Source organism: Cytobacillus pseudoceanisediminis, from assembly GCF_023516215.1.
In the GTDB taxonomy this organism is placed as follows: Bacteria; Bacillota; Bacilli; order Bacillales; family Cytobacillaceae; genus Cytobacillus; species Cytobacillus pseudoceanisediminis.
Genome location: NZ_CP097349.1, coordinates 5189382 through 5210597, shown reverse-complemented (window position 1 = coordinate 5210597; position 21216 = coordinate 5189382). Strand labels below are relative to the sequence as shown.

Genomic DNA, 21216 nt, shown 5'->3' with positions numbered 1-21216 from the left:
CGCCTCATTCTCCTCGCATATCATGGTGTAATTTCATTAAGTTATCTTTTAGGAACAAGACCTCATTATGTGAAGAATTTTTTAAAACTTCTTTTAGATAATCCTGGCGTTTTTTTATAACTTCTTCAATAATCCGTTCTCCTTCTTCAAGCAGGTGGATCCTGACCACTCTTCGGTCATTTGGGTCTTTAACCCTCTTCACAAGGGTGTTTTTCTCCATTCGGTCAACAAGATCTGTTGTCGTGCTGCATGCAAGATACATTTTGTTTGATAGCTCACCGATGGTCATATCGCCTTCTTCAAAAAGCCATTGCAATGCAACAAACTGAGGAGGGGTAATGGTGAAATCACTTAGAATTTCCCTTCCCTTCTGCTTGATAATGCCGGATATGTATCTTAAGTCTTTCTCAATTTCAGCTACAACATCATTTATTTCATTTGTTTTAGGATCTTCAAGCTTCATTCTTAAACACTCCCATTTAAGCTTATACGACGTTTTCTGCCCTTGTGCATTTATTTTCACCTTTTTCCGTATAAATTTCAAGATAGAAATAAAACCAATAATGAAAAACCCCTTTATAAATGTGATAACCGGCTTCCCAGAAGGATAGCCGGTCTAAATTAAAGTTCTAGCTCTCCCATTCGAAGGAGCTCTACAACAGCTTGTGATCGCCCCTTTACACCAAGCTTTTGCATGGCATTGGAAATGTGGTTCCGAACCGTTTTTTCACTTATAAACAATTCACCAGCGATTTCCCTTGTTGTTTTATCTTGTACTAACAATTCGAATACTTCTCTTTCTCGTTTGGTGAGTAACGGCTTGTGAGTATATTCATTCTCCTTCAAGTATTGTAACCCTCCTTGCCTTTCGCCAGCTATGAACCGCGGGATGGGTATATATTTAGTCACCATATCATATGTCAGCAAAACAGCCGAAGTGACTATATTTAGTGAAAGGAGAAAGTTATTTTCAAAAATGTGCCATTTGTGCCGCTAGGCTCGTACTTTAACCCCGCTTTTCAGCATTTCTTTCATCTCTGCGGTCCAAGGCACACCCTTGCCTGTCACCTTTGATATCTGCACCATCGTGCCCCTGCCGGTGAAGCAAACTGAACCGTCTGATTTCTTGCCCATATAATGAAGATCAACAGAAGAATTACCTATCGAAGCAGCTTTTACATAAATTTGTATCTCTTCATCAAAGAAAACCTGGCAGATAAAATCGCATTGGAGGTCTGCTACGACTGGTATGGTTTCATTATTATGTTTTACCCAGTCCTGCATAAAGCCTTTGCTTTTGAAAAATTCTATCCGTGCTTCTTCATAATATGTGAATGGAACGGTATTGTTCAAATGTCCAAACATATCTGTTTCAGAAAATCTGACTTTTACTGGATGGAAGAAAATGAATTCTTCTTCCCATTTTTTAAAATCGTCAATATAGCTCAATTTTTTCATGGCAGTTCCTCCCGGCTATTAATGAATGAGCGCTCACTCTGTTATATTTCATTATAGTATTTTTGGAATTATTTGAAAACCTTTCAGCATGTGTTAAAATATTGTGCCTCTAATCAAATTTATGGAAAATTAATTCTGCCCGTTGATTTTCCGTTGCTGGTAATCAAGCTTTCCCACGGGGCTGCCGACGCTTCGCGTCTGCGGCCCTCCCATGGTACGCTACTTGCGAAGGACGTTGAATAAACTTCCTTGAATCCACACCGCATGAAGAAAATGCCATGCATTTTCGAGGATCTCGCGCCTTCCACTCCACTCAGCTCAGTGGTTAAATTTAATTAGCTGCTCAAAGAAACCTAAAAAAACCCCTCTCCAAAAAGGAAAGGGGTTTTAAGATGTTTAGATCTGATCGCTTCCAAAGAAGTTTTTGAAAGACTGGAATGTTGTATCGCGGTTAAGTGCCGCAATGGATGTTGTTAAAGGAATGCCTTTCGGGCAGGACTGTACGCAGTTTTGAGAGTTTCCGCAGTTGGCTAGTCCGCCATCACCCATAATTTGCTCCAGGCGTTCTGCTTTATTCATTTCACCAGTTGGGTGAGCATTGAACAAACGAACCTGTGATAAAGGAGCTGGCCCAATAAAGTCAGATTTGCTGTTTACATTCGGGCATGCTTCCAGACAAACACCGCATGTCATGCACTTTGACAATTCATATGCCCATTGGCGCTTTCTCTCAGGCATACGCGGTCCTGGTCCCAAATCATAAGTACCATCGATTGGAATCCACGCTTTAACCTTTTTCAAGGAGTCAAACATACGGCTTCTGTCTACCTGCAGGTCACGGACTACAGGGAACGTGCGCATCGGCTCAAGACGGATCGGCTGTTCCAGCTGATCTACAAGAGCCGTGCAGGACTGGCGGGGCTTTCCATTAATAATCATTGAACATGCACCGCAGACTTCTTCAAGACAGTTCATATCCCATGCGATTGGAGTAGTATGTTCACCCTTCACGTTGACCGGATTACGGCGAATTTCCATAAGGGCAGAAATAACATTCATATTTGGACGGTAATCTATTTCAAACTCTTCCTGATAAGGGGCTGAATCAGGAGTATCCTGGCGGCTGATTACAAAACGGACTGTTTTAGTTTTTGTTTCTTGCATGGATTAATTCTCCCCTTTCTTTTTAGAATAGTCACGCTTACGCGGTTTTATTAAGCTTACATCAATGTCTTCGTAATGGAATGCAGGAGCGGAATTTGCATCAACAAACTTCGCCATTGTTGTTTTCATGAATTCCTCATCGTTACGCTCTGGGAAATCCGGCTTATAGTGTGCACCGCGGCTTTCATTACGGTTGTATGCACCAATTGTAATAACACGAGCCAATTGAAGCATATTCTGCAATTGGCGGGTAAAGCTTGCACCCTGATTGCTCCACTTCGCAGTGTCATTAATATTGATGTTTTTATAGCGCTCCATAAGTTCAACAATTTTTTCATCTGTTTTCAAAAGCCTGTCATTGTGGCGTACAACCGTTACATTATCTGTCATCCATTCACCAAGCTCTTTATGAAGGACATATGCATTCTCTGTGCCATCAAGAGACATAATATTATTCCATTTTTCTTCTTCCTGTTTTACGTGGCGGTCAAATAATGATGATGGCAGATCTTCAGCACTCTTATCAAGGCCGCTGATATATTTGACAGCATTCGGACCTGCTACCATACCGCCGTAAATGGCTGATAGAAGGGAGTTTGCACCCAGACGGTTGGCACCATGCTGTGAATAATCACATTCACCTGCAGCAAATAGGCCAGGAATATTCGTCATCTGATCATAGTCCACCCATAGTCCGCCCATTGAATAGTGGACAGCAGGGAAGATTTTCATTGGCACTTTACGCGGGTCTTCACCCTGGAATTTTTCATAGATTTCAATAATTCCGCCAAGCTTAATATCAAGCTCTTTAGGATCTTTATGGGAAAGATCAAGATAGACCATGTTTTCCCCATTAATGCCAAGCTTCTGGTTAACACACACGTCAAAAATTTCACGGGTTGCAATATCACGAGGCACCAGGTTTCCATAAGCAGGATATTTCTCTTCAAGGAAATACCATGGTTTGCCATCTTTATATGTCCAAACTCGTCCGCCTTCACCACGCGCAGATTCACTCATTAGACGAAGCTTATCGTCTCCCGGAATAGCGGTTGGATGAATTTGAATAAATTCTCCATTTGCATAATAAGCACCCTGCTGATAAACAATCGAGGCAGCTGAGCCTGTGTTAATAACAGAGTTAGTGGATTTCCCGAAGATAATTCCAGGTCCGCCGGATGCCATAATAACGGCGTCAGCAGCAAAAGACTTGATCTCCATAGAAGTCAGGTTCTGGGCAACGACACCCTTACAAGCTCCATCATCGTCGATTACTACCCCTAGGAATTCCCAGCCTTCGTACTTTGTTACTAAGCCTGCAACTTCATGGCGGCGGACCTGCTCGTCCATCGCGTAAAGAAGCTGCTGACCTGTCGTAGCACCAGCGAATGCTGTACGGTGATGCTGTGTACCGCCAAAGCGGCGGAAGTCAAGCAGCCCTTCAGGGGTACGGTTGAACATAACACCCATACGGTCAAATAAGTGAATAATTCCTGGTGCTGCCTCTGCCATCGCTTTAACAGGCGGCTGGTTTGCCAGGAAGTCTCCGCCATAAATTGTATCGTCAAAATGAATCCAAGGAGAATCGCCTTCCCCTTTTGTATTTACTGCTCCGTTGATGCCGCCCTGGGCACAAACAGAGTGAGAACGTTTAACCGGCACTAAAGAAAATAATTCAACCGGAGTCCCTGATTCTGCAACTTTAATTGTCGCCATTAAACCGGCTAATCCGCCGCCGACAACTATAACCTTTCCTTTACCCATAGTGACTCACTCCCTAATTACTAGTACAACTTAGAAAAGCGCAGAGCGCCTGCCTATCGCGCTTAAAGCCAGACTGCTTCTCAAAGCTGCAATATTATTGGCACGTTATAAATCCGAAGTCTAATAGTCTTTTATTGTCTTTTAAATGAATGCTGTTAGAGCACGTACACCAACAATAGATAGTGCAATGAATATTCCGATCGTTACATACGTGGAAATAACCTGTGAACGAGGAGATACTGTAATTCCCCAGCTGACAAGGAATGACCAAAGCCCATTAGCAAAGTGGAAAATTGCAGAAATGACTCCAATAATATAGAACCAGAACATAAATGGATTAGATAGGATGTTCTCCATCATCTGAAAGTTAACATCTGCTCCAAAGGCAGCCTGTACACGTGTTTCCCAAACATGCCATGCAACAAAAACCAGTGTAATGACACCTGAAACACGCTGCAGCATAAACATCCAGTTTCGGAAGTATCCATACCTGCTTGCGTTATTTTTTGCAGTAAAAGCAATATAAAGTCCATAGATTGCGTGGAACAGCAAAGGTAGATAGATTACAAACGTTTCAAGGAATATTCTGAATGGAAGACTTTCCATGAAATGCGCTGCATTATTAAAAGATTCCTCTCCCCTGTTGCAAAATGGTTCACTACAAGGTGCTGCACCAAAAACAAACCAACCGGTATAACCCCAAGTAATGAATGCAATCTGCGATTAAAAAACTCACGATTACCTGCCATAAACTTTCCCCCTGATTTTAAAAAAATGATGCTGAGCCCCCGCTCAGGACATCATCTCGAAAATGTTATTCATTTTCTTACAATTATGTGACATGTCCATTTTACTCCCAAGATAATAGAGCGTCAAGAAAACGGATACATAAAATGTTCCATATTAATAAAATTTTTAAAAAATATTAGCGGCTAAAAAACATATATTATTTTGCAGTTCAATATGACCCAGTTGCTGCTCTCCAGTATACTGGAATAGTAATTATTTCTATGCAAATCGTTCTATTTTTTCCCGAATTGATATTAACTCTCTCAGCATATTGTATATAATAGAATCATAGAAAGAGGGGAGACTATTGAGCGAATTAGCATCTGCGAAATCCACTAATGAAGATCACATACAGTCAGTTCCGGTTTTTGGCTATGAACTAATCCGGGAAGTGCTGCTGCATGACCTTTTGGGAAATGAAGCACCGGAAATTTTATATTGGGCAGGCAAAAGGATCGCACGCATGTATCCTCTGGAAACAGCCGGCCAGATTGCCGAGTTTTTTATAAACGCCGGCTGGGGAAATCTTTCCATCGCAAACGAATCGAAAAATGAAATTGAAATGGAATTATCCAGCCAGCTGATTACAGACCGCTGCAAAAAAATCATAACTGCACCTTTCAGCTTGAGGCCGGATTTATAGCCCAGCAGATTGAACTTCAAAAAGAAGTCATTTGTGAGGCATTCGAACATCCCCGCAAAAAAACTGGCAAAATCCTTATTACAGTGAAGTGGGATAAAAAGGATCCTGCTGAGTAATATCATATGTACAAACAATAAGCTATCAATTTTGATAGCTTATTGTTTGATATTCCTGGAATTAAGCCTTAACCGGAGAAACCGACAGATTGAATGCATCATGCAAAGCATCAACTGCATCAATCATTTTGCTGTTTTCAACAACCGCCGATACTTTAATTTCTGATGTGCTTACCATTTTCACCGTTATTTCATTCGCGGAAAGCACTTCGAACATTTCTGCAGCCACACCCGGATTGGAAATCATGCCTGAGCCAACAATCGAAACCTTAGCAAGGCCCGATTCCCATTCAATTCTGTCATAATTTAATTGTTCTCTATGCTTTTCCAGCACTTTTACTGTATCTGTGAGATCTTCATTCTTTATTGAAAATGAAAGGTTTGTCGTCTGAGCCTCTGTCATGCTCTGGATAATGATATCAACGTTAATGCGATTTTTGGCAAGCGCCGAGAAAATAGTAGACAATCCAGTCATTGAATTAGGAAGACCAAGAATCGTCACCCTTGTTATATCATCCTCAAATGCCACACCGCGCACGACTAAGTTTTGTTCCATTTTTACTTCCTCCTCAATGATTGTTCCGGCTTCCTTCTCAAGGCTTGAACGCACTTCAAGGGGAAGTCCATAATTTTTCGCAAATTCGACTGCTCTTGGATGGAGCACACCTGCCCCCAAATTGGCCAGTTCAAGCATTTCATCATAGGAAACAGAATATAATTTTCTGGCATTCTTTATAAAGCGGGGATCTGATGTAAATACCCCGGTTACATCAGTATAAATATCACATTTATCAGCTTTAAGTGCTGCAGCCAGTGCAACAGCCGTTGTATCAGATCCGCCCCGGCCAAGTGTGGTGATGGAACCATCTTCAGTCATCCCCTGGAAGCCTGCCACAATTACAATTTTCCCCTGGTTTAATTCACCCTTAATGGTACCTGGATCAATATTCACTATCCTCGCATTGCCATGGACTGCTTCTGTTTTAATGCCTGCCTGCCACCCTGTAAAAGAAACGGCGGGATGCCCTTTCGCATTTAAAGCCATTGCCAATAAAGAGATGGTCACCTGTTCGCCGGTTGTAAGCAGCATGTCCATTTCCCTTTTATCAGGTGAGGGGAAATCTCCCTTGCCATGCCAACCAGCTGATCAGTTGTTTTGCCCATTGCCGAAACAACTACAACAACATCATTTCCCCGATTTTTTCTTCAATTACCCGATTGGCAACATTTTGAATTCTGTCTACAGTCCCCACGGAGGTGCCCCGAATTTCTGCACAATGATTCCCACAGCTTTCCCTTCTTTCTAAAGAAATAGTAATTTTGTGATTTGCCGTCCTATGTAAGTGAAGCATATCAGTTCACTCTGCTGTATTTGACAATGGCCTTAACTCTAAAATACCCTTTTGGGCAATAAAAAAAGCAATGGAATAGTTTACTATCCCATTGCTGTGCAGCCAAAGTATAAAAATGAGCAAACACAGTGAGATAGCTCTCCAGGACGGCATTGTCCTGACAATCCTGCATTTATTCAATGCAGAACCAGCAGAAAAAATGATGAGATTTTCTCCACTTCGGCGAACGTACCCTTTCAAAGCTTTTCATGGAAGCTCATTCTTCTCCAAGCTTTTACTGATGAAGTTCGCACCTCTACCTTCACTTAACGATTCGGTTCATAGTCCCAAAACTTTGTTTGAACTAAATGAACATACGCTTTATCGCTATAAAGTGATATTGATATAAAGTTTGAATTAGTATAACATATCTGAAATTTTCTGTCTATATCCATTTATGACTTAGGATTTCCATTTTGTTCCTCGAGCCTCAACTTCAATTCCTCGGCAACATTCTCAGGAATGCCTATTTTCCTATACTCCTCTATTGGTGCTTCTTTCATTTTCTTTACAGATCCAAAGGCTTTCAGCAGCTGTTTCTTTCGTTTTTCTCCTATGCCGGGAATATCATCAAGAATAGACTGAAAGGCATTTTTCCCGCGAAGCTGGCGATGAAAAGTAATCGCAAAACGATGAACCTCGTCCTGAATTCTCTGAAGCAGATAAAATTCCTGGCTGTTCCTTGCAAGTGGAATAATTTGAAGCGGATTACCATATAAGAGCTGAGAAGTCCTGTGCTTTTCATCCTTCACCAGGCCAGAAATCGGAATATCCAGACCGAGCTCATTTTCAAGCACATCCCGTACAGCTTCAACATGCCCTTTTCCCCCATCAATCATGATTAAGTCCGGAAGCGGCAGCTCTTCTTTCAGTACCCTTGTATATCTGCGCCGGACTACTTCTCTCATGGATTCATAGTCATCAGGGCCTTTAACAGACTTAATCTTATATTTACGGTATTCTCTTTTCTCTGGTTTGCCATCAATAAAGACGATCATGGCTGAAACAGGGTCCGTTCCCTGGATATTTGAATTATCAAATGCTTCTATCCGGTGAGGCGTATATATTCCAAGCTGATCCCCCAGATTTTCTACAGCCTTAATTGTCCGTTCTTCATCACGCTCAATTAAAGAAAACTTCTCCTGGAGAGCAATTTTTGCATTTTTATAAGCAAGCTTCACCAGGTCCTTTTTTTGCCCTCGCTGCGGTTTTAGCACCTTAACATCCAGAAGCTGTTCTGCCATTTCAGCATCAACCGAATCCGGTGCCAATATTTCTCGCGGTTTAAAGTGGTTTGCTTTTGTATAAAACTGGCCGAGGAAAGTTAAGATTTCTTCTTCCGGCTCATTATAAATAGGGAACATTGATACATCTCTTTCAATGAGTTTACCCTGTCTGATGAAGAATACCTGAACACACATCCATCCTTTATCAACCGCATATCCAAATACATCCCGGTCGGTAAAGTCTGTCATTGTCATTTTTTGCTTTTCCATTGTTGCATCTATATGGGCAATTTTATCCCTAAGCTCCTTTGCCCTTTCAAAGTCCAATTCTTCAGCAGCTGCTGTCATTTTTGCAGTCAGGTCTTTTTTAATCTCTTTGTATCCGCCATTCAAGAATTTTGCAATCTCGTCTGTCATTTGCTTATATTGGTCTTCACCTACGGCCTTCACGCATGGCGCAAGACATTGGCCTAAATGATAATAAAGGCAAACTCTGTCCGGAAGAGTTGAACATTTGCGGAGAGGATAAATTCGGTCGAGCAGCTTTTTTGTTTCATTGGCAGCCTGCACATTGGGATATGGTCCGAAGTATTTTCCCCTGTCTTTTTTTACTTTTCTGGTTGTAATTAGACGGGGATGGCGTTCGGCCGTCAATTTGATAAAAGGGTAACTTTTATCGTCCTTCAGCATTACATTATATTTCGGATCATATTTCTTGATCAGATTCATCTCAAGGATCAGTGCTTCCATATCTGAAGAAGTGACAATGTACTCAAAATCTACGATCTCATTAACAAGTCTTAATGTTTTTCCGTCATGTGAGCCTGTGAAATAGGATCTTACACGGTTTTTCAGGATTTTTGCCTTCCCCACGTATATGATGGTACCCTGCCTGTCTTTCATCAAATAACATCCCGGCTGGGCAGGAAGCAGCATCAGTTTATTTTTTATCGTATCATTCATGGCACTACACCTCCCCGGTTAAAACTTTTTATTGAAGTTCAATTTATTCATTGTTTGGCATAATCATTTTGGGGTGAAAGCTAGTATAATACTTTGTTTGCGCTGGCAGCAAACCAATATTATTTAGCCGCTAATATGCAGATGGCACATTATTACCATCTTATTATATCAGCCTGGAAACCTGCAGCATAACAACAAAACCCATATGACAAAAAAATCCCGATGTCCTTATGGGACACCGGGAAAATTCCTTATAAATTACGCATGTTTTGAAAGTAATTCAGCGAGAGCCTCTTTCGGCTGGAAACCAACCACTTTATCTACAACTTCACCGTCTTTTAGAACGATTAATGTCGGAATGCTCATTACGCCAAACTTTCCAGCAGTTTCCTGGTTTTCGTCAACATCGATTTTTACAATTTTTACTTTATCGCCCATTTCAGAATCAAGCTCTTCTAAAACAGGAGCGATCATTTTACAAGGGCCGCACCAAGGAGCCCAGAAATCTGCCAATACTAATCCCGAACCAGTCTCAGCAGTGAAGTTTTGGTCAGTTGCATGTGAAATAGCCATTTGATATGCCTCCTAAAATTTAACTCAAATACTAACGACAGTATACCATCGTTTATTATATGTTGCGAACAATCTGCTCGATCGTAATTTACCCTATTTGGAACAGATTATTCTCTTTCTTTCCCTATTGGCACTATGTATAATGGGCGGCCATCAGCCGCCCATTCGATATACTATCTTATGCATTTACTTTAAGCTTTTTGAATTCTTCAGTTAACAGTGGAACAACCTCAAACAGATCTCCAACAATACCATAATCAGCTACTTTAAAGATATTGGCTTCCGGATCTTTGTTAATGGCTACGATTACTTTTGAGTTGGACATCCCAGCTAAATGCTGAATAGCACCGGAGATGCCGCAAGCAATATATAGATCTGGTGTTACAACCTTACCGGTTTGGCCAATTTGCAGCGAGTAGTCACAATAATCAGCATCACAAGCTCCGCGTGATGCACCCACTGCTCCATTTAGAACCGAAGCAAGTTCTTTTAATGGCTCAAAGCCTTCCTCGCTCTTAACGCCGCGGCCGCCGGCAATGATAACCTTAGCTTCGGATAAATCAACGCCTTCACTTGCTTTGCGGACAACTTCCTTAATGATCGTGCGAAGATCTTTGATTTCTGCTGCAACAGAAGCAATATCTCCTGATCTTGATTCATCTTTCTCCAATGGAGCTATGTTGTTTGGACGAATTGTTGCAAAGAGGAGGCCATCTGTAACAATTTTCTTTTCAAAAGCTTTACCTGAATAAATCGGGCGTGTGAACACCAGGTTGCCGCCTGCCTCTTCAAGGCTCGTTACGTCAGAGATTAAACCTGACTCCAGCTTGGCAGCAATTTTAGGAGCGAGATCTTTCCCTAATGCTGTATGTCCAAAAATCAGGCCTTCCGGACTTTCGGAATCAATCACAGCCATTAAAGCCTGTGAAAAGCCGTCAGGAGTATACTGCTTCAGCTTTTCATCTTCAACAGTTACAACACGGTCAGCACCATAGTGAATCATTTCATTAGCTAAAGCGCTTACAGAATCACCAATTAAAACACCTACAACCTCTCCGCCTTCTGACGCAGTCTTACCAGCTGCAACAGCTTCGAAGGATACATTACGCAATGAACCGTCACGGACTTCACCTAACACTAATACTTTTCTAGCCATATGTTTTACCCCCTGCGTTATTATTATCAGTTATTGATGATCAGACAACTTTGGCTTCAGTATGAAGAAGTTTCACAAGTTCCTTAACTTGATCTTCCAGCTCGCCTTCAAGAACTTTTCCTGCTTCCTTCTTAGGAGGCAAATAGATTTCAATTGTTTTTGTTTTGGCTTCAACATCGTCCTCATCAAGATCAAGATCATCAAGCTCAAGCTCATCAAGTGGCTTCTTTTTTGCCTTCATAATTCCCGGCAAAGATGGATAGCGCGGCTCATTTAACCCCTGCTGAGCTGTGACCAATAATGGAAGTGATGTCTCAATTACTTCTGAATCCCCTTCAACATCGCGCACTACTGTCGCAGAGCTGCCATTGATATCAAGCTTTGTAATAGTTGTTACATAAGAAATGCCCAAAATTTCTGCTACACGAGGTCCAACCTGTCCCGAACCCCCATCAATTGCTACATTTCCTGCAATGATTAAGTCAGCATCTTTGTCTTTCAAGTATTCGGATAAGATTTTTGCAGTCGTGTATTGATCTCCACCTTCAAGATCATCTTCTGTATTTATTAATACAGCTTTATCGGCACCCATCGCAAGAGCGGTACGGAGCTGCTTTTCAGCTTCTTCTGTTCCTACGGAAACAACCGTCACTTCTCCGCCATTCGCATCCCGAACCTGGATTGCTTCTTCAATTGCATATTCATCATATGGATTAATGATAAATTCAGCGCCATCTTCATTGATTTTGCCGCCGGAGATGGTAATTTTTTCCTCAGTATCAAATGTTCTCTTCATTAATACGTAGATGTTCATGATTTCCCTCCTAGTAATTAAGCATTGTCATAAAACAAAGCCATTAATTAAAACATTTCTTCACTTCGAAAGATTGAAAATATTTAACGCATACAGAAAGGCTTATCTGCTTGGAACTGCCCGCTTTTAGAATTGAGCGGGCGCTCGCTCACAGACCATAATATAACCATTGAATCTTCTGAAGATTAGATCATCCGCATACAAGTCTATTATAATAGATTATGAGGATGAATGTAATCTTTCAGTACAAATCTTTTAAAACACTATTTTCCGGTAAAGCTTGGTTCACGCTTTTCAATAAACGCAGATATGCCTTCCTTGCCATCTTCAGAAACAAATACTTCCCCAAACAATTCTGCTTCTTTTTTAACACCTTCGTAGAATTGCCCCGTCTTTCCGTAGTTTAAGAGCTCAATGGCCGCCTTGATCGAACCAGGGCTCTTCTTGGCAATTTTCTTCGCCATACTATAAGCATTGTCCAACAGCTGCTCCTCAGGATAGGCATGGTTAGCCAGACCATATTGCACTGCCTCAAGCCCGGTAATTGGGTCACTAGTGAAAAGCATTTCTGCTGCACGCGCTGCACCTACATATCGGGGAAGCCTCTGAGTTCCGGCAAAACCAGGAATTAATCCAAGCTGAAGCTCTGGAAGACCCAGCTTTGCGTTTTCAGCTACGAGACGGAAATGACAGCCCATGGCAAGCTCCAAACCGCCGCCCAATGCCGCTCCATGAATCGCTGCAATAATTGGCTTAGGGAATTTTTCCATTCTCTCAAAGAGATCCTGTCCATAAGTCGCCAAGCTTGAAAAATCTTCACCGCTTTCAATGGTTGTAAATTCTTTAATATCAGCGCCTGCTGAGAAGAATCTGCCCTCCCCATGAATAAGGATTACCCTAATTTCCTCATTATTTTCAACTTCATCCAGGACAGCTGAAAGCTCTTTCAATAGACCTGATGAAAGAGCATTCGCAGGCGGACGTTCAATAGTAATCGTCGCCACAAAGTCCTGATGGGACCATTTTAGATATTCCATCTTATCCCTCCTGACTATATTATGGAGCACTTTATCTGCCTCAAAGTTTTCCGCACCCGCCGATCAAAAGTTTATGAACAGGCTCTGCCAATGCAGTAAGATCATATTTTTGCTCATTCATTACCCATGTGGTCACTGTTTCATCCATGGTGCCAAAAATCATCTGGCGCGCCAGCCTAATGTCCAGATCAGCTGGAAACTCACCGCTCTCCCTGCCATCAGCAAGAATCCTTTCCACTAAAGCAAGATATCCTTTGAGCACCTCATTAATTTTATGGCGAAGGTCTTTATTGGACTGCCTCAATTCGAGCTGGGTTACAATTGCCAGGTGCCTGTCTTCCGAGAGCATTCTAAAGTGTGATTCTACCATCATTAATAGTTTCTCTGCAGCTTTTTCTTTTCCTGCAATTTTTTCTTCAATTTTCTCAACAAAGTAGCCCATTTTATCCTGAAAGAGGGATATTAATATATCTTCTTTGTTTTTGAAATATAAGTATATGGTGCCATCAGCGACACCAGCCTGTTTGGCAATTTTTGATACCTGGGCCTGGTGATATCCATTTTCAGCGATCACGACTACAGCCGCATCAATAATTTGCCGGTATTTAGGCTTTGTTTTTTTCAATAGGTTCCCTCCTTTCAGAATAAACAGGTGCATAGATTTTTAAGGAGCAGCAGGGCTGGAGTAATGCCATACCTGCTGCCGGGATTGGCCAATCAGCTTCGTTTATTTTTGAATTTAAAAAACGATCTAAAATGAATGAATCATCATTCATATTTTTATAATAGTAGGACAATTCATTCGTGTCAAGAAATTATCCCTAGAAATATATTTTATTATTACATTTCTTTTATGTCTGGACAAGCTTAATGGCGCAAAAATAAAGAGCCGATCGAAAATCGGTCTCTGAAGTTAAGCCCGCTTTTCCTCTTCTTCTTTAAATTTCTTTTTTCTTCATCTACTAATGCCCTTCTCAGTATTTTTCCAACAGCTGTCTTAGGAAGCTCCTTGCGGAATTCATATTGCCTTGGAACCTTATATGCTGCAAGATGCTTTCTTGCAAACTCATTCAGCTCTTCTTCCGTTGCTTCTTTGCCCTCTTTCAGCACAATATATGCTTTTACTGTTTCTCCGCGATATGGGTCAGGTATACCTGCAGCAATCACTTCCTGCACGGCTGGATGCTCGTATAGCACTTCCTCTATTTCACGGGGATAAATATTGAATCCCCCTGCAATAATCATATCTTTCTTCCTGTCCACTACATAGAAGTATCCATTCTCATCCATATAGCCCAGGTCACCTGTAAGCAGCCAGCCATCTCTTAAAGTCTGTGCTGTTTCTTCCGGGCGGTTCCAATAGCCTTTCATTACCTGAGGACCTTTAACTGCAATTTCGCCCACTTCTCCTGCCGGAAGCGCTTCTCCCGTTTCCAGTGAAAAAATCGCTGCATCTGTATCAGGCCAAGGGACACCTATACTGCCTTTGACACGGGGGCGATCCCATAAGAAATTAGCATGTGTAACAGGTGAAGATTCCGTCAAACCATACCCCTCGACAAGCTTTCCTCCTGTTATTTCTTCAAATTTCTGCTGGACTTCAACGGGCAGGGCAGCAGATCCGCTGATGCAAGAGTCTATGGAAGATAAATCATATTTTTTTATATCCGGATGGTTCAATAACCCAATGTAAATCGTTGGGGCACCAGGGAATAAGGTCGGCCTCTCTTTATGAATAGTTTTCAGGGTCGTTTCCGGATCAAATTTCGGAAGGAGGACCATTTTTTGAGCATCCATAACAGATAAGATCATAACGGTTGTCATTCCATACACGTGAAAGAACGGAAGTATGCCCAGCACTGTTTCCTCACCGCGTCTGCACTTATAGAGCCAGGCTTTACACATGGCTGTATTGGATACCAGATTGCTGTGCGTAAGCATGACACCCTTTGGAAAACCGGTTGTGCCGCCTGTATATTGCAGTAATGCCAAGTCTTCTTCAAAATCGAAGTCATGGATTTTCATCGGTTCAGCCGGCCTCTTTAAAATCTCCGTCAGCAAATGGTTATGCCCTTCATGTTTTACATTTACGACAATGCCATACTGTTTTTTCTGGATAAAAGGATATATTAGATTTTTAGGGAATGGAAGAGCATCTTTGACAGCGGTTACAACTATATGCTTCAATTCTGTCTGCGGCACCACTTTGCTTACTTTCGGAAATAAGATATCCATTGTAATAATTGCTTTTGCTCCTGAATCTTTCATTTGGTATTCCAATTCCCGTTCCATATACAGCGGATTTGTCTGGACAACAACCCCGCCAGCCATCAGAATTCCATAATAGCTGATAACGGACTGAGGAGTATTCGGAAGCATAATCGCGACGCGGTCTCCCTTTTCAATTCCAAGATTCTGTAAATAGGCGGCAAGCTTCAGGGAAGATTCATATATATATTTATATGTGAATTCCTTTCCCATAAAGTGGATGGCTATTTTCTCCGGAAATTCATCTGCAGCATTTTTCAAATAATCTTGTACCGGCTGTTTGGGATATGACAAGGTTGAGGGGATTTCTGCCGGATATTGCTTAAGCCATGGTTTTGCTACTGCCATTTTGTCCCTCCTTTGCTTCATGCCCATCAGAAAAGCGCAAGCGCCTTACCCACCCCCGACAAGCACAAGACGAGCCTCACGGAAAGGCGTTCTTTGCCTTTTGGGAGGATTGCCCGAAATGTGAAGGCGACTGCCCAGGGACGACAGGCATAAGACAGTTCCTGTAAGAAGGCGTTTTTCCTTCTGAAAGGAAACGGCTTATGACCCCGAGTCCCTATGAGCCGCAACTAGACAAGCTTGTGACCTCGAGGGGGTAGGCTACTTGCGCTAGACAGTTATTGAAGTTCAAAGTTTCACTTGCTAAACTTTTAGAAAAACGATGGACACCTTCTGAACTTTTAGAACATTCTAACTGTTCGACCTTATTATAATATAATGCTGGTTCTATGACAATTAGAATACGACCTTACAATCAGGAAGATATTTTTTTCAGAGGGCTGTCCAGCCTATCGGGGATATTCTTTTTAATGGACATAAAAAAAATCGCCATATATAATGGCGATTTTCCCATATCCTTATTTCACAAAAATATTATGTTATGAAAAATATATAAATGGCCCCTATAAGAAGAAACACTCCGCTAAGAACCAGCAGAACCTTTGCTAACTTTTCCAATGTTAATTCTCTCCTTATGATAAACCTGCACCAATGACATAAGACAATCCGATTGACAGCACCATGGAAATAAAACCGACTGCTTTGTTATTATTTTCAATTTCTTCGTCAATTCTAAACTTAGGTGTTAAAAATTCAAAAATGAAATAGCCGATCAACAAAAGAAAAAATCCAAAAATTCCCCACGTAATCATTGTCAGCAAGGTATCATTATGCATGATGGAATGTCTGAAGATATTGGCAATCCCAAAAATTTTCCCACCGGTCGCCATCGCTACAGCGACATTTCCATTTTTGATTTCTTCCCAATTGCGATACTTGGTAACTAATTCAAAAACAGCTAAAAAAACAATCATACATAAAATGACTACACTATAATAAGCAGCTGTCTGAATAAATTCATTTTCCCAAAATTCTTTCATTTCCATTCTCCCCGCTGGAATTTAAGTACCCTCCCCCTAATAAAAAACAAAAGGAGAGCGGGTGGCAAAGCTTATTTAAATTCAACGACTGTAACCCCTGTGCCGCCTTCTCCTGCTTCACCAAATCGAATTTTTTTAACTGACCTGTGATTTTTCAGATATTCCTGAACACCCTGCCTCAAAGCACCAGTCCCTTTACCATGAATGATGGAGACACGGGGATATCCAGCTAAAAGGGCATCATCTATATATTTCTCCACTCTTAAAAGTGCGTTTTCATATCGTTCGCCCCGTAAATCAAGTTCAAGGCTCACATGAAAATCTTTGCCTTTTACTGTTGCTACTGGTTTTGTTTCAACAGGTTTTGGACTCTTGACATATTCTAAATCCCTTTCGGCTACTTTCATTTTTAAGATGCCGATTTGAACCTGCCATTCATTGTCAGACACCTTTTCAAGCAAATGCCCTTTTTGTCCAAAACTCAGAACTTTTACCTCATCGCCTGCTTCAAACACATGTTTATTATTCTTTGGCTTTAATTTATTCTTTGCTGAGCTCATCTGCGGTGCAGCTTCGGACAGGCGTTTCTTTGCTTCTATCAGCTCATGTTCCTTCACTTCAGCATGTTTCTCCATGCGCATTTTTCTTAAATCGCGGATAATTTCTTCTGCTTCTGCCTTGGCTTTCTCAACGATATCCTCGGCTCTTTCTGCTGCTTTCTCATGCATTGCATCTTTTTCCTCATAAAATTCAGCCATTTGCTTTTGCAGATCTTTATGAAGTTTTTCTGCACTTTTCAAAAAGTCATTGGCTTCTTCCATGTCAGCCTCTGCTTGTCTGCGGCTTTCTTCAAGGGATGCAATCATATTTTCAACCTGATTTGTATCTGCTCCTATATAGGATCTTGCGGTCTCAATCACTTGATCCTTGAGCCCAAGCCGTTTTGATATTTCAAAAGCATTGCTTCGGCCCGGAACCCCAATCAGCAGCTTATAGGTTGGACTAAGCGTTTCAATATCAAATTCAACACTGGCGTTGATAACTCCTTCTCTATTATAGCCATAGGCTTTCAGTTCAGGATAATGAGTTGTGGCGATAACTCTTGCCCCCGCTTGTATACTTCGTCAAGAATAGAAATCGCCAGGGCAGCACCTTCCTGCGGATCTGTACCTGCACCAAGCTCATCGAATAATACCAGACTATTGAAATCAACCTGGTCAAGAATATCCACGATATTAACCATATGCGAAGAGAAAGTACTCAAGCTTTGTTCAATTGACTGTTCATCCCCGATATCAGCATAAACATTTCCGAAAACAGCCGTTTCAGAACCATCAAGCGCTGGGATCTGCAGACCGGCCTGAGCCATCAATGTACAAAGCCCCACTGTTTTTAATGTAACTGTTTTACCGCCGGTATTTGGTCCCGTAATGACAATGGTCGAATATTCAGCTCCGAGCTTAATATCATTTGCCACTACCTCATCAATAGGAATAAGCGGATGACGGGCTTTGAATAATGAAATTTTCCCTTCATTATTAATTTTCGGCTTGGAGGCCTTTATGCGTTTACTGTACCTGGCTTTAGCAAACATAAAATCGATTTCCCCAAGCACCTCTACAATGGTTTCCAGTTCACTGCTGTTTTCAGCGGCCTGTACTGACAGTGCGGTGAGAATCCGTTCAATCTCCTGCTGTTCTTTTACCCTGATGCCCTGCAATTCATTGTTCAGCTGGACAATGGACGCGGGCTCAATAAATAATGTCTGGCCAGAGGAGCTTTGGTCATGGATAATACCGCCGTAATGTCCCCGGTACTCCTGCTTTACAGGTATGACAAAACGGTCATTGCGGATTGTAATAATCGCATCAGAAAGCATCTTTTGGGCACTGGTGGAGCGAATCATGCTCTCCAGACGCTCTCTTACACGTGATTCTTTCGTGCGCAGCTGATTTCGAAGAGAACGGAGAGTCTCGCTTGCACTGTCAAGCACTTCTCCGTTGTCGTCAACCGCATTGCGGATAGACGTTTCCAGGTCAGCCAGTACAATAATTTTATCTGTATATCCCAGCAGGATCGGCAGGCTGCTTTCTTCCTCGGCAAATTCCTCTATGAACCTCTTCATCTGCCTGCTTGCATGAATCGTGCTGGATATCTGGTTAAGTTCCTGGGGACTAAGCATCCCTCCAATGACCGCTCTCTTCACATGAGGACGAATATCAAAAATGCCTCCAAGCGGTACATTTCCCTTAATTCTAAGTACTGTCACGGCTTCATCTGTCTCTTCCTGCCTGCGGATAACTTCTTCATAGTCAGTGGAAGGACGAATATTTATGGCCTTTTTTCTTCCCAAGGATGAAGAAACGTGCTCAAGCAGCTGTTCCTTCACTTTATTGAACTCAAGTATCTTCAATACTCTTTCTTGCATGAGGATTTTCCCCTTTCATGCCCAATTTCCTACTGGCGTTCTTTCAGAAATTTGAGCAAATCTTCTGTTTCCATGGCATTTAAAACGGATTCCTTCTTGATCCATCCCTTCTTTGCCGCAGAAACTCCGATTTCCATGTGATTTAAAGTGTCTATTTTATGTGCATCAGTATTAATCACTATTTTCACACCAGCTTCCTGAGCTTGTCTGATATGCTCGGAAGCAAGGTCCAGCCTGTTCGGATTTGCATTCAGCTCAAGGGCTGTATTTGTTTCTTTTGCAAGCTCGATGAGCATTTCCATGTCTACTTCATAGCCTTCCCTGCGGCCGATCAATCTTCCCGTAGGGTGGGCAATAATGTCGACATGGGCATTCTGCAGCGCCGTTTTCAAGCGAGCCATGATTTTCTCCTTCGGCTGTGAGAAAGAAGAATGAATGGAAGCAATGACAATGTCCAATTCCTCTAGAAGTTCATCATCATAATCAAGCGATCCATCGGGCAGAATATCCATTTCCACTCCTGACAGAATCGTGAAATCATCGAATTGCTCATTAAGCCGCTTTATTTCTTCTTTTTGACTGCGAAGTCTTTCAGCAGTCAAACCGTTCGCCACTTTCAAGTACTGAGAATGGTCTGTTATTGCCATATACTTATAGCCGCGGGCCCGGCATGCTTCAATCATTTCCTCAATGGAATAGGCGCCATCACTCCAGGTTGAGTGCATATGAAGGTCACCCTTAATATCTTCAAGAGATATTAATTCCATGTCTTGCGTATATTCATCCACTTCTTTCCCATCTTCTCTGATTTCAGGAGGAAAGAATGGAAGTCCGAAATGGGCGTAAAATTCCTCTTCATCTTTAAATGTAAGGATTTCACCTGTTTCATTGTTTTCAACTCCGTATTCACTGATTTTTTCCCCGCGCTCTTTTGCAAGCTGGCGCATTCTGACATTATGATCCTTCGATCCAGTAAAATGATGGAGTGTAGTGGCAAATTCATGCGGCAGAACTATACGGAAATCAGCCGATATATCATAGGAATGTTCAAAAACAACGGAAACCTTTGTATCTCCTGCGGCAATCACTTCTTTAATCCCGGATAAACTTAATAACTGCTCTTTGACTGAAGCAGGATTGTCTGTAGCTATAATAAAGTCGAGGTCTTTGATTGTTTCCCTCATTCTCCTTAAGCTTCCTGCCCTTGAGTATTTTTCGATATCCTTCATTTCCTCCAGGGCGGCTTCTATGCCTACCGCTACTGGCAGCATATATGCAAGCGGCAGCCGTTCCGGTCTGGTTCCTGCATTTTCAAGGGCAGCGAGTATCTTTTCTTCCGATTTTTCCCCAAAGCCTGCAAGTCCGCGGACCTTCTTATTGCGGCAGGCATCCTCAAGATCTGCGGCATTTTCGACGCCCAGCTCTTTATATAGCTTGGCAATTTTCTTGCCGCCCAGTCCAGGGAGCTGAAGAAGAGGAATTAATCCTGAAGGCACTTCTTCTTTTAATTCATCCAGAACAGAAGACTTTCCTTCTTTTATGTACTCCTCAATAACAGCAGCGGTTCCTTTCCCGATGCCGGATAGCTTTGTAAAGTCTTTTATTTCAGTCAAGCTTTCATCATTTGATTCAAGTGCGAGTGCCGCTTTTCGGAACGCAGCTGTTTTGAAAGGATTTTCTCCTTTTAATTCCATATAAACAGCAATTGTTTCTAAAAGCCTCACAACATCTTTTTTATTTATACTCACGAAAACCACCTGCCTGTAACTGTATTCGTATTCGTATTATCTCTTATTTTGTGTTTGAACTTCAAATCATGGCTATCCTCTAAAGCCTCTTACTTAATAAGTGAGGTTTTACCTTTTAATATTGCCCGTTGGTTTCCACTGCGGACACTTGCTTTCCGCGGGGAGGCACGGGAGCCTCCTCGGCTTCGCCTGTGGGGTCTCCCGCTCCCTCTCCTCCCGCAGGACATTGAATAACCTCCCTGAGCAACACCGCACGAAGAAAATGCGAACGCATTTTCGAGGATCAAGCGTCC

General features: G+C 42.0%; 14 protein-coding genes, 4 pseudogenes and 1 riboswitch. Of the genes and pseudogenes, 1 reads left to right on the top strand and 17 read right to left on the bottom strand.

Features of this window, described 5'->3' with window-relative positions; genetic code table 11:
- Positions 1-4: 4 nt before the first annotated feature.
- From M5V91_RS27705 to M5V91_RS27680, 6 genes and pseudogenes are all read right to left on the bottom strand, one after another.
- Entirely contained in the window at positions 5-463 is a 459-nt protein-coding gene (locus M5V91_RS27705; protein ID WP_009333183.1) for a MarR family winged helix-turn-helix transcriptional regulator, read from the bottom strand.
- A 158-nt stretch (positions 464-621) separates the two neighbouring features.
- Positions 622-846 carry a helix-turn-helix domain-containing protein gene (locus M5V91_RS27700; RefSeq protein WP_009333184.1) on the bottom strand — a complete coding sequence of 75 codons (225 nt, stop codon included), beginning with the start codon at positions 844-846 and terminating at the stop codon, positions 622-624.
- Between the two features lie 147 nt (positions 847-993).
- Positions 994-1458, bottom strand: a complete 465-nt coding sequence (locus M5V91_RS27695; protein WP_009333185.1) for an acyl-CoA thioesterase — start codon at positions 1456-1458, stop codon at positions 994-996.
- Between the two features lie 396 nt (positions 1459-1854).
- Positions 1855-2622 (bottom strand): succinate dehydrogenase iron-sulfur subunit, encoded by a 768-nt coding sequence (gene sdhB, locus M5V91_RS27690; protein WP_009333186.1) that lies wholly within the window; start codon positions 2620-2622, stop codon positions 1855-1857.
- A gap of 3 nt (positions 2623-2625) precedes the next feature.
- A complete protein-coding gene (gene sdhA / locus M5V91_RS27685; protein ID WP_009333187.1) occupies positions 2626-4386 on the bottom strand; it encodes a succinate dehydrogenase flavoprotein subunit in 1761 nt (586 codons plus the stop codon).
- Positions 4387-4527: 141 nt separating this feature from the next.
- Positions 4528-5135 (bottom strand): annotated as a pseudogene (locus M5V91_RS27680) (succinate dehydrogenase cytochrome b558 subunit).
- A 431-nt stretch (positions 5136-5566) separates the two neighbouring features.
- On the opposite strand from M5V91_RS27680, the pseudogene M5V91_RS27675 reads away from it, so the two are divergent.
- Positions 5567-5934, top strand: a pseudogene (locus tag M5V91_RS27675) (YslB family protein).
- A gap of 61 nt (positions 5935-5995) precedes the next feature.
- On the opposite strand, the pseudogene M5V91_RS27670 reads toward M5V91_RS27675, so the two are convergent.
- From M5V91_RS27670 to polX, 11 genes and pseudogenes are all read right to left on the bottom strand, one after another.
- Positions 5996-7222: pseudogene (locus tag M5V91_RS27670) on the bottom strand (aspartate kinase).
- 190 nt (positions 7223-7412) lie between these two features.
- Positions 7413-7592, bottom strand: a riboswitch (Lysine riboswitch).
- Positions 7593-7720: 128 nt separating this feature from the next.
- Positions 7721-9514, bottom strand: coding sequence for an excinuclease ABC subunit UvrC (gene uvrC / locus M5V91_RS27665; RefSeq protein WP_009333191.1), 1794 nt, complete (start codon positions 9512-9514; stop codon positions 7721-7723).
- Positions 9515-9772: 258 nt separating this feature from the next.
- Entirely contained in the window at positions 9773-10087 is a 315-nt protein-coding gene (gene trxA, locus M5V91_RS27660) for a thioredoxin (RefSeq protein WP_009333192.1), read from the bottom strand.
- A 178-nt stretch (positions 10088-10265) separates the two neighbouring features.
- Positions 10266-11243 carry an electron transfer flavoprotein subunit alpha/FixB family protein gene (locus tag M5V91_RS27655; protein WP_009333193.1) on the bottom strand — a complete coding sequence of 326 codons (978 nt, stop codon included), beginning with the start codon at positions 11241-11243 and terminating at the stop codon, positions 10266-10268.
- Positions 11244-11283: 40 nt separating this feature from the next.
- A complete protein-coding gene (locus M5V91_RS27650; RefSeq protein WP_009333194.1) occupies positions 11284-12057 on the bottom strand; it encodes an electron transfer flavoprotein subunit beta/FixA family protein in 774 nt (257 codons plus the stop codon).
- Between the two features lie 263 nt (positions 12058-12320).
- Complete coding sequence (locus M5V91_RS27645; RefSeq protein ID WP_009333195.1) at positions 12321-13094, bottom strand: enoyl-CoA hydratase; 774 nt, start codon at positions 13092-13094, stop codon at positions 12321-12323.
- Between the two features lie 40 nt (positions 13095-13134).
- Positions 13135-13719, bottom strand: coding sequence for a fatty acid metabolism transcriptional regulator FadR (fadR, locus tag M5V91_RS27640; RefSeq protein ID WP_009333196.1), 585 nt, complete (start codon positions 13717-13719; stop codon positions 13135-13137).
- 242 nt (positions 13720-13961) lie between these two features.
- A complete protein-coding gene (locus tag M5V91_RS27635; RefSeq protein ID WP_284521623.1) occupies positions 13962-15710 on the bottom strand; it encodes a long-chain-fatty-acid--CoA ligase in 1749 nt (582 codons plus the stop codon).
- A gap of 629 nt (positions 15711-16339) precedes the next feature.
- Positions 16340-16747 (bottom strand): DUF350 domain-containing protein, encoded by a 408-nt coding sequence (locus M5V91_RS27630; RefSeq protein ID WP_009333198.1) that lies wholly within the window; start codon positions 16745-16747, stop codon positions 16340-16342.
- A gap of 71 nt (positions 16748-16818) precedes the next feature.
- A pseudogene (locus M5V91_RS27625) lies at positions 16819-19175 on the bottom strand (endonuclease MutS2).
- Positions 19176-19204: 29 nt separating this feature from the next.
- A complete protein-coding gene (gene polX, locus M5V91_RS27620) occupies positions 19205-20923 on the bottom strand; it encodes a DNA polymerase/3'-5' exonuclease PolX (RefSeq protein WP_071156176.1) in 1719 nt (572 codons plus the stop codon).
- Positions 20924-21216 lie beyond the last annotated feature (293 nt).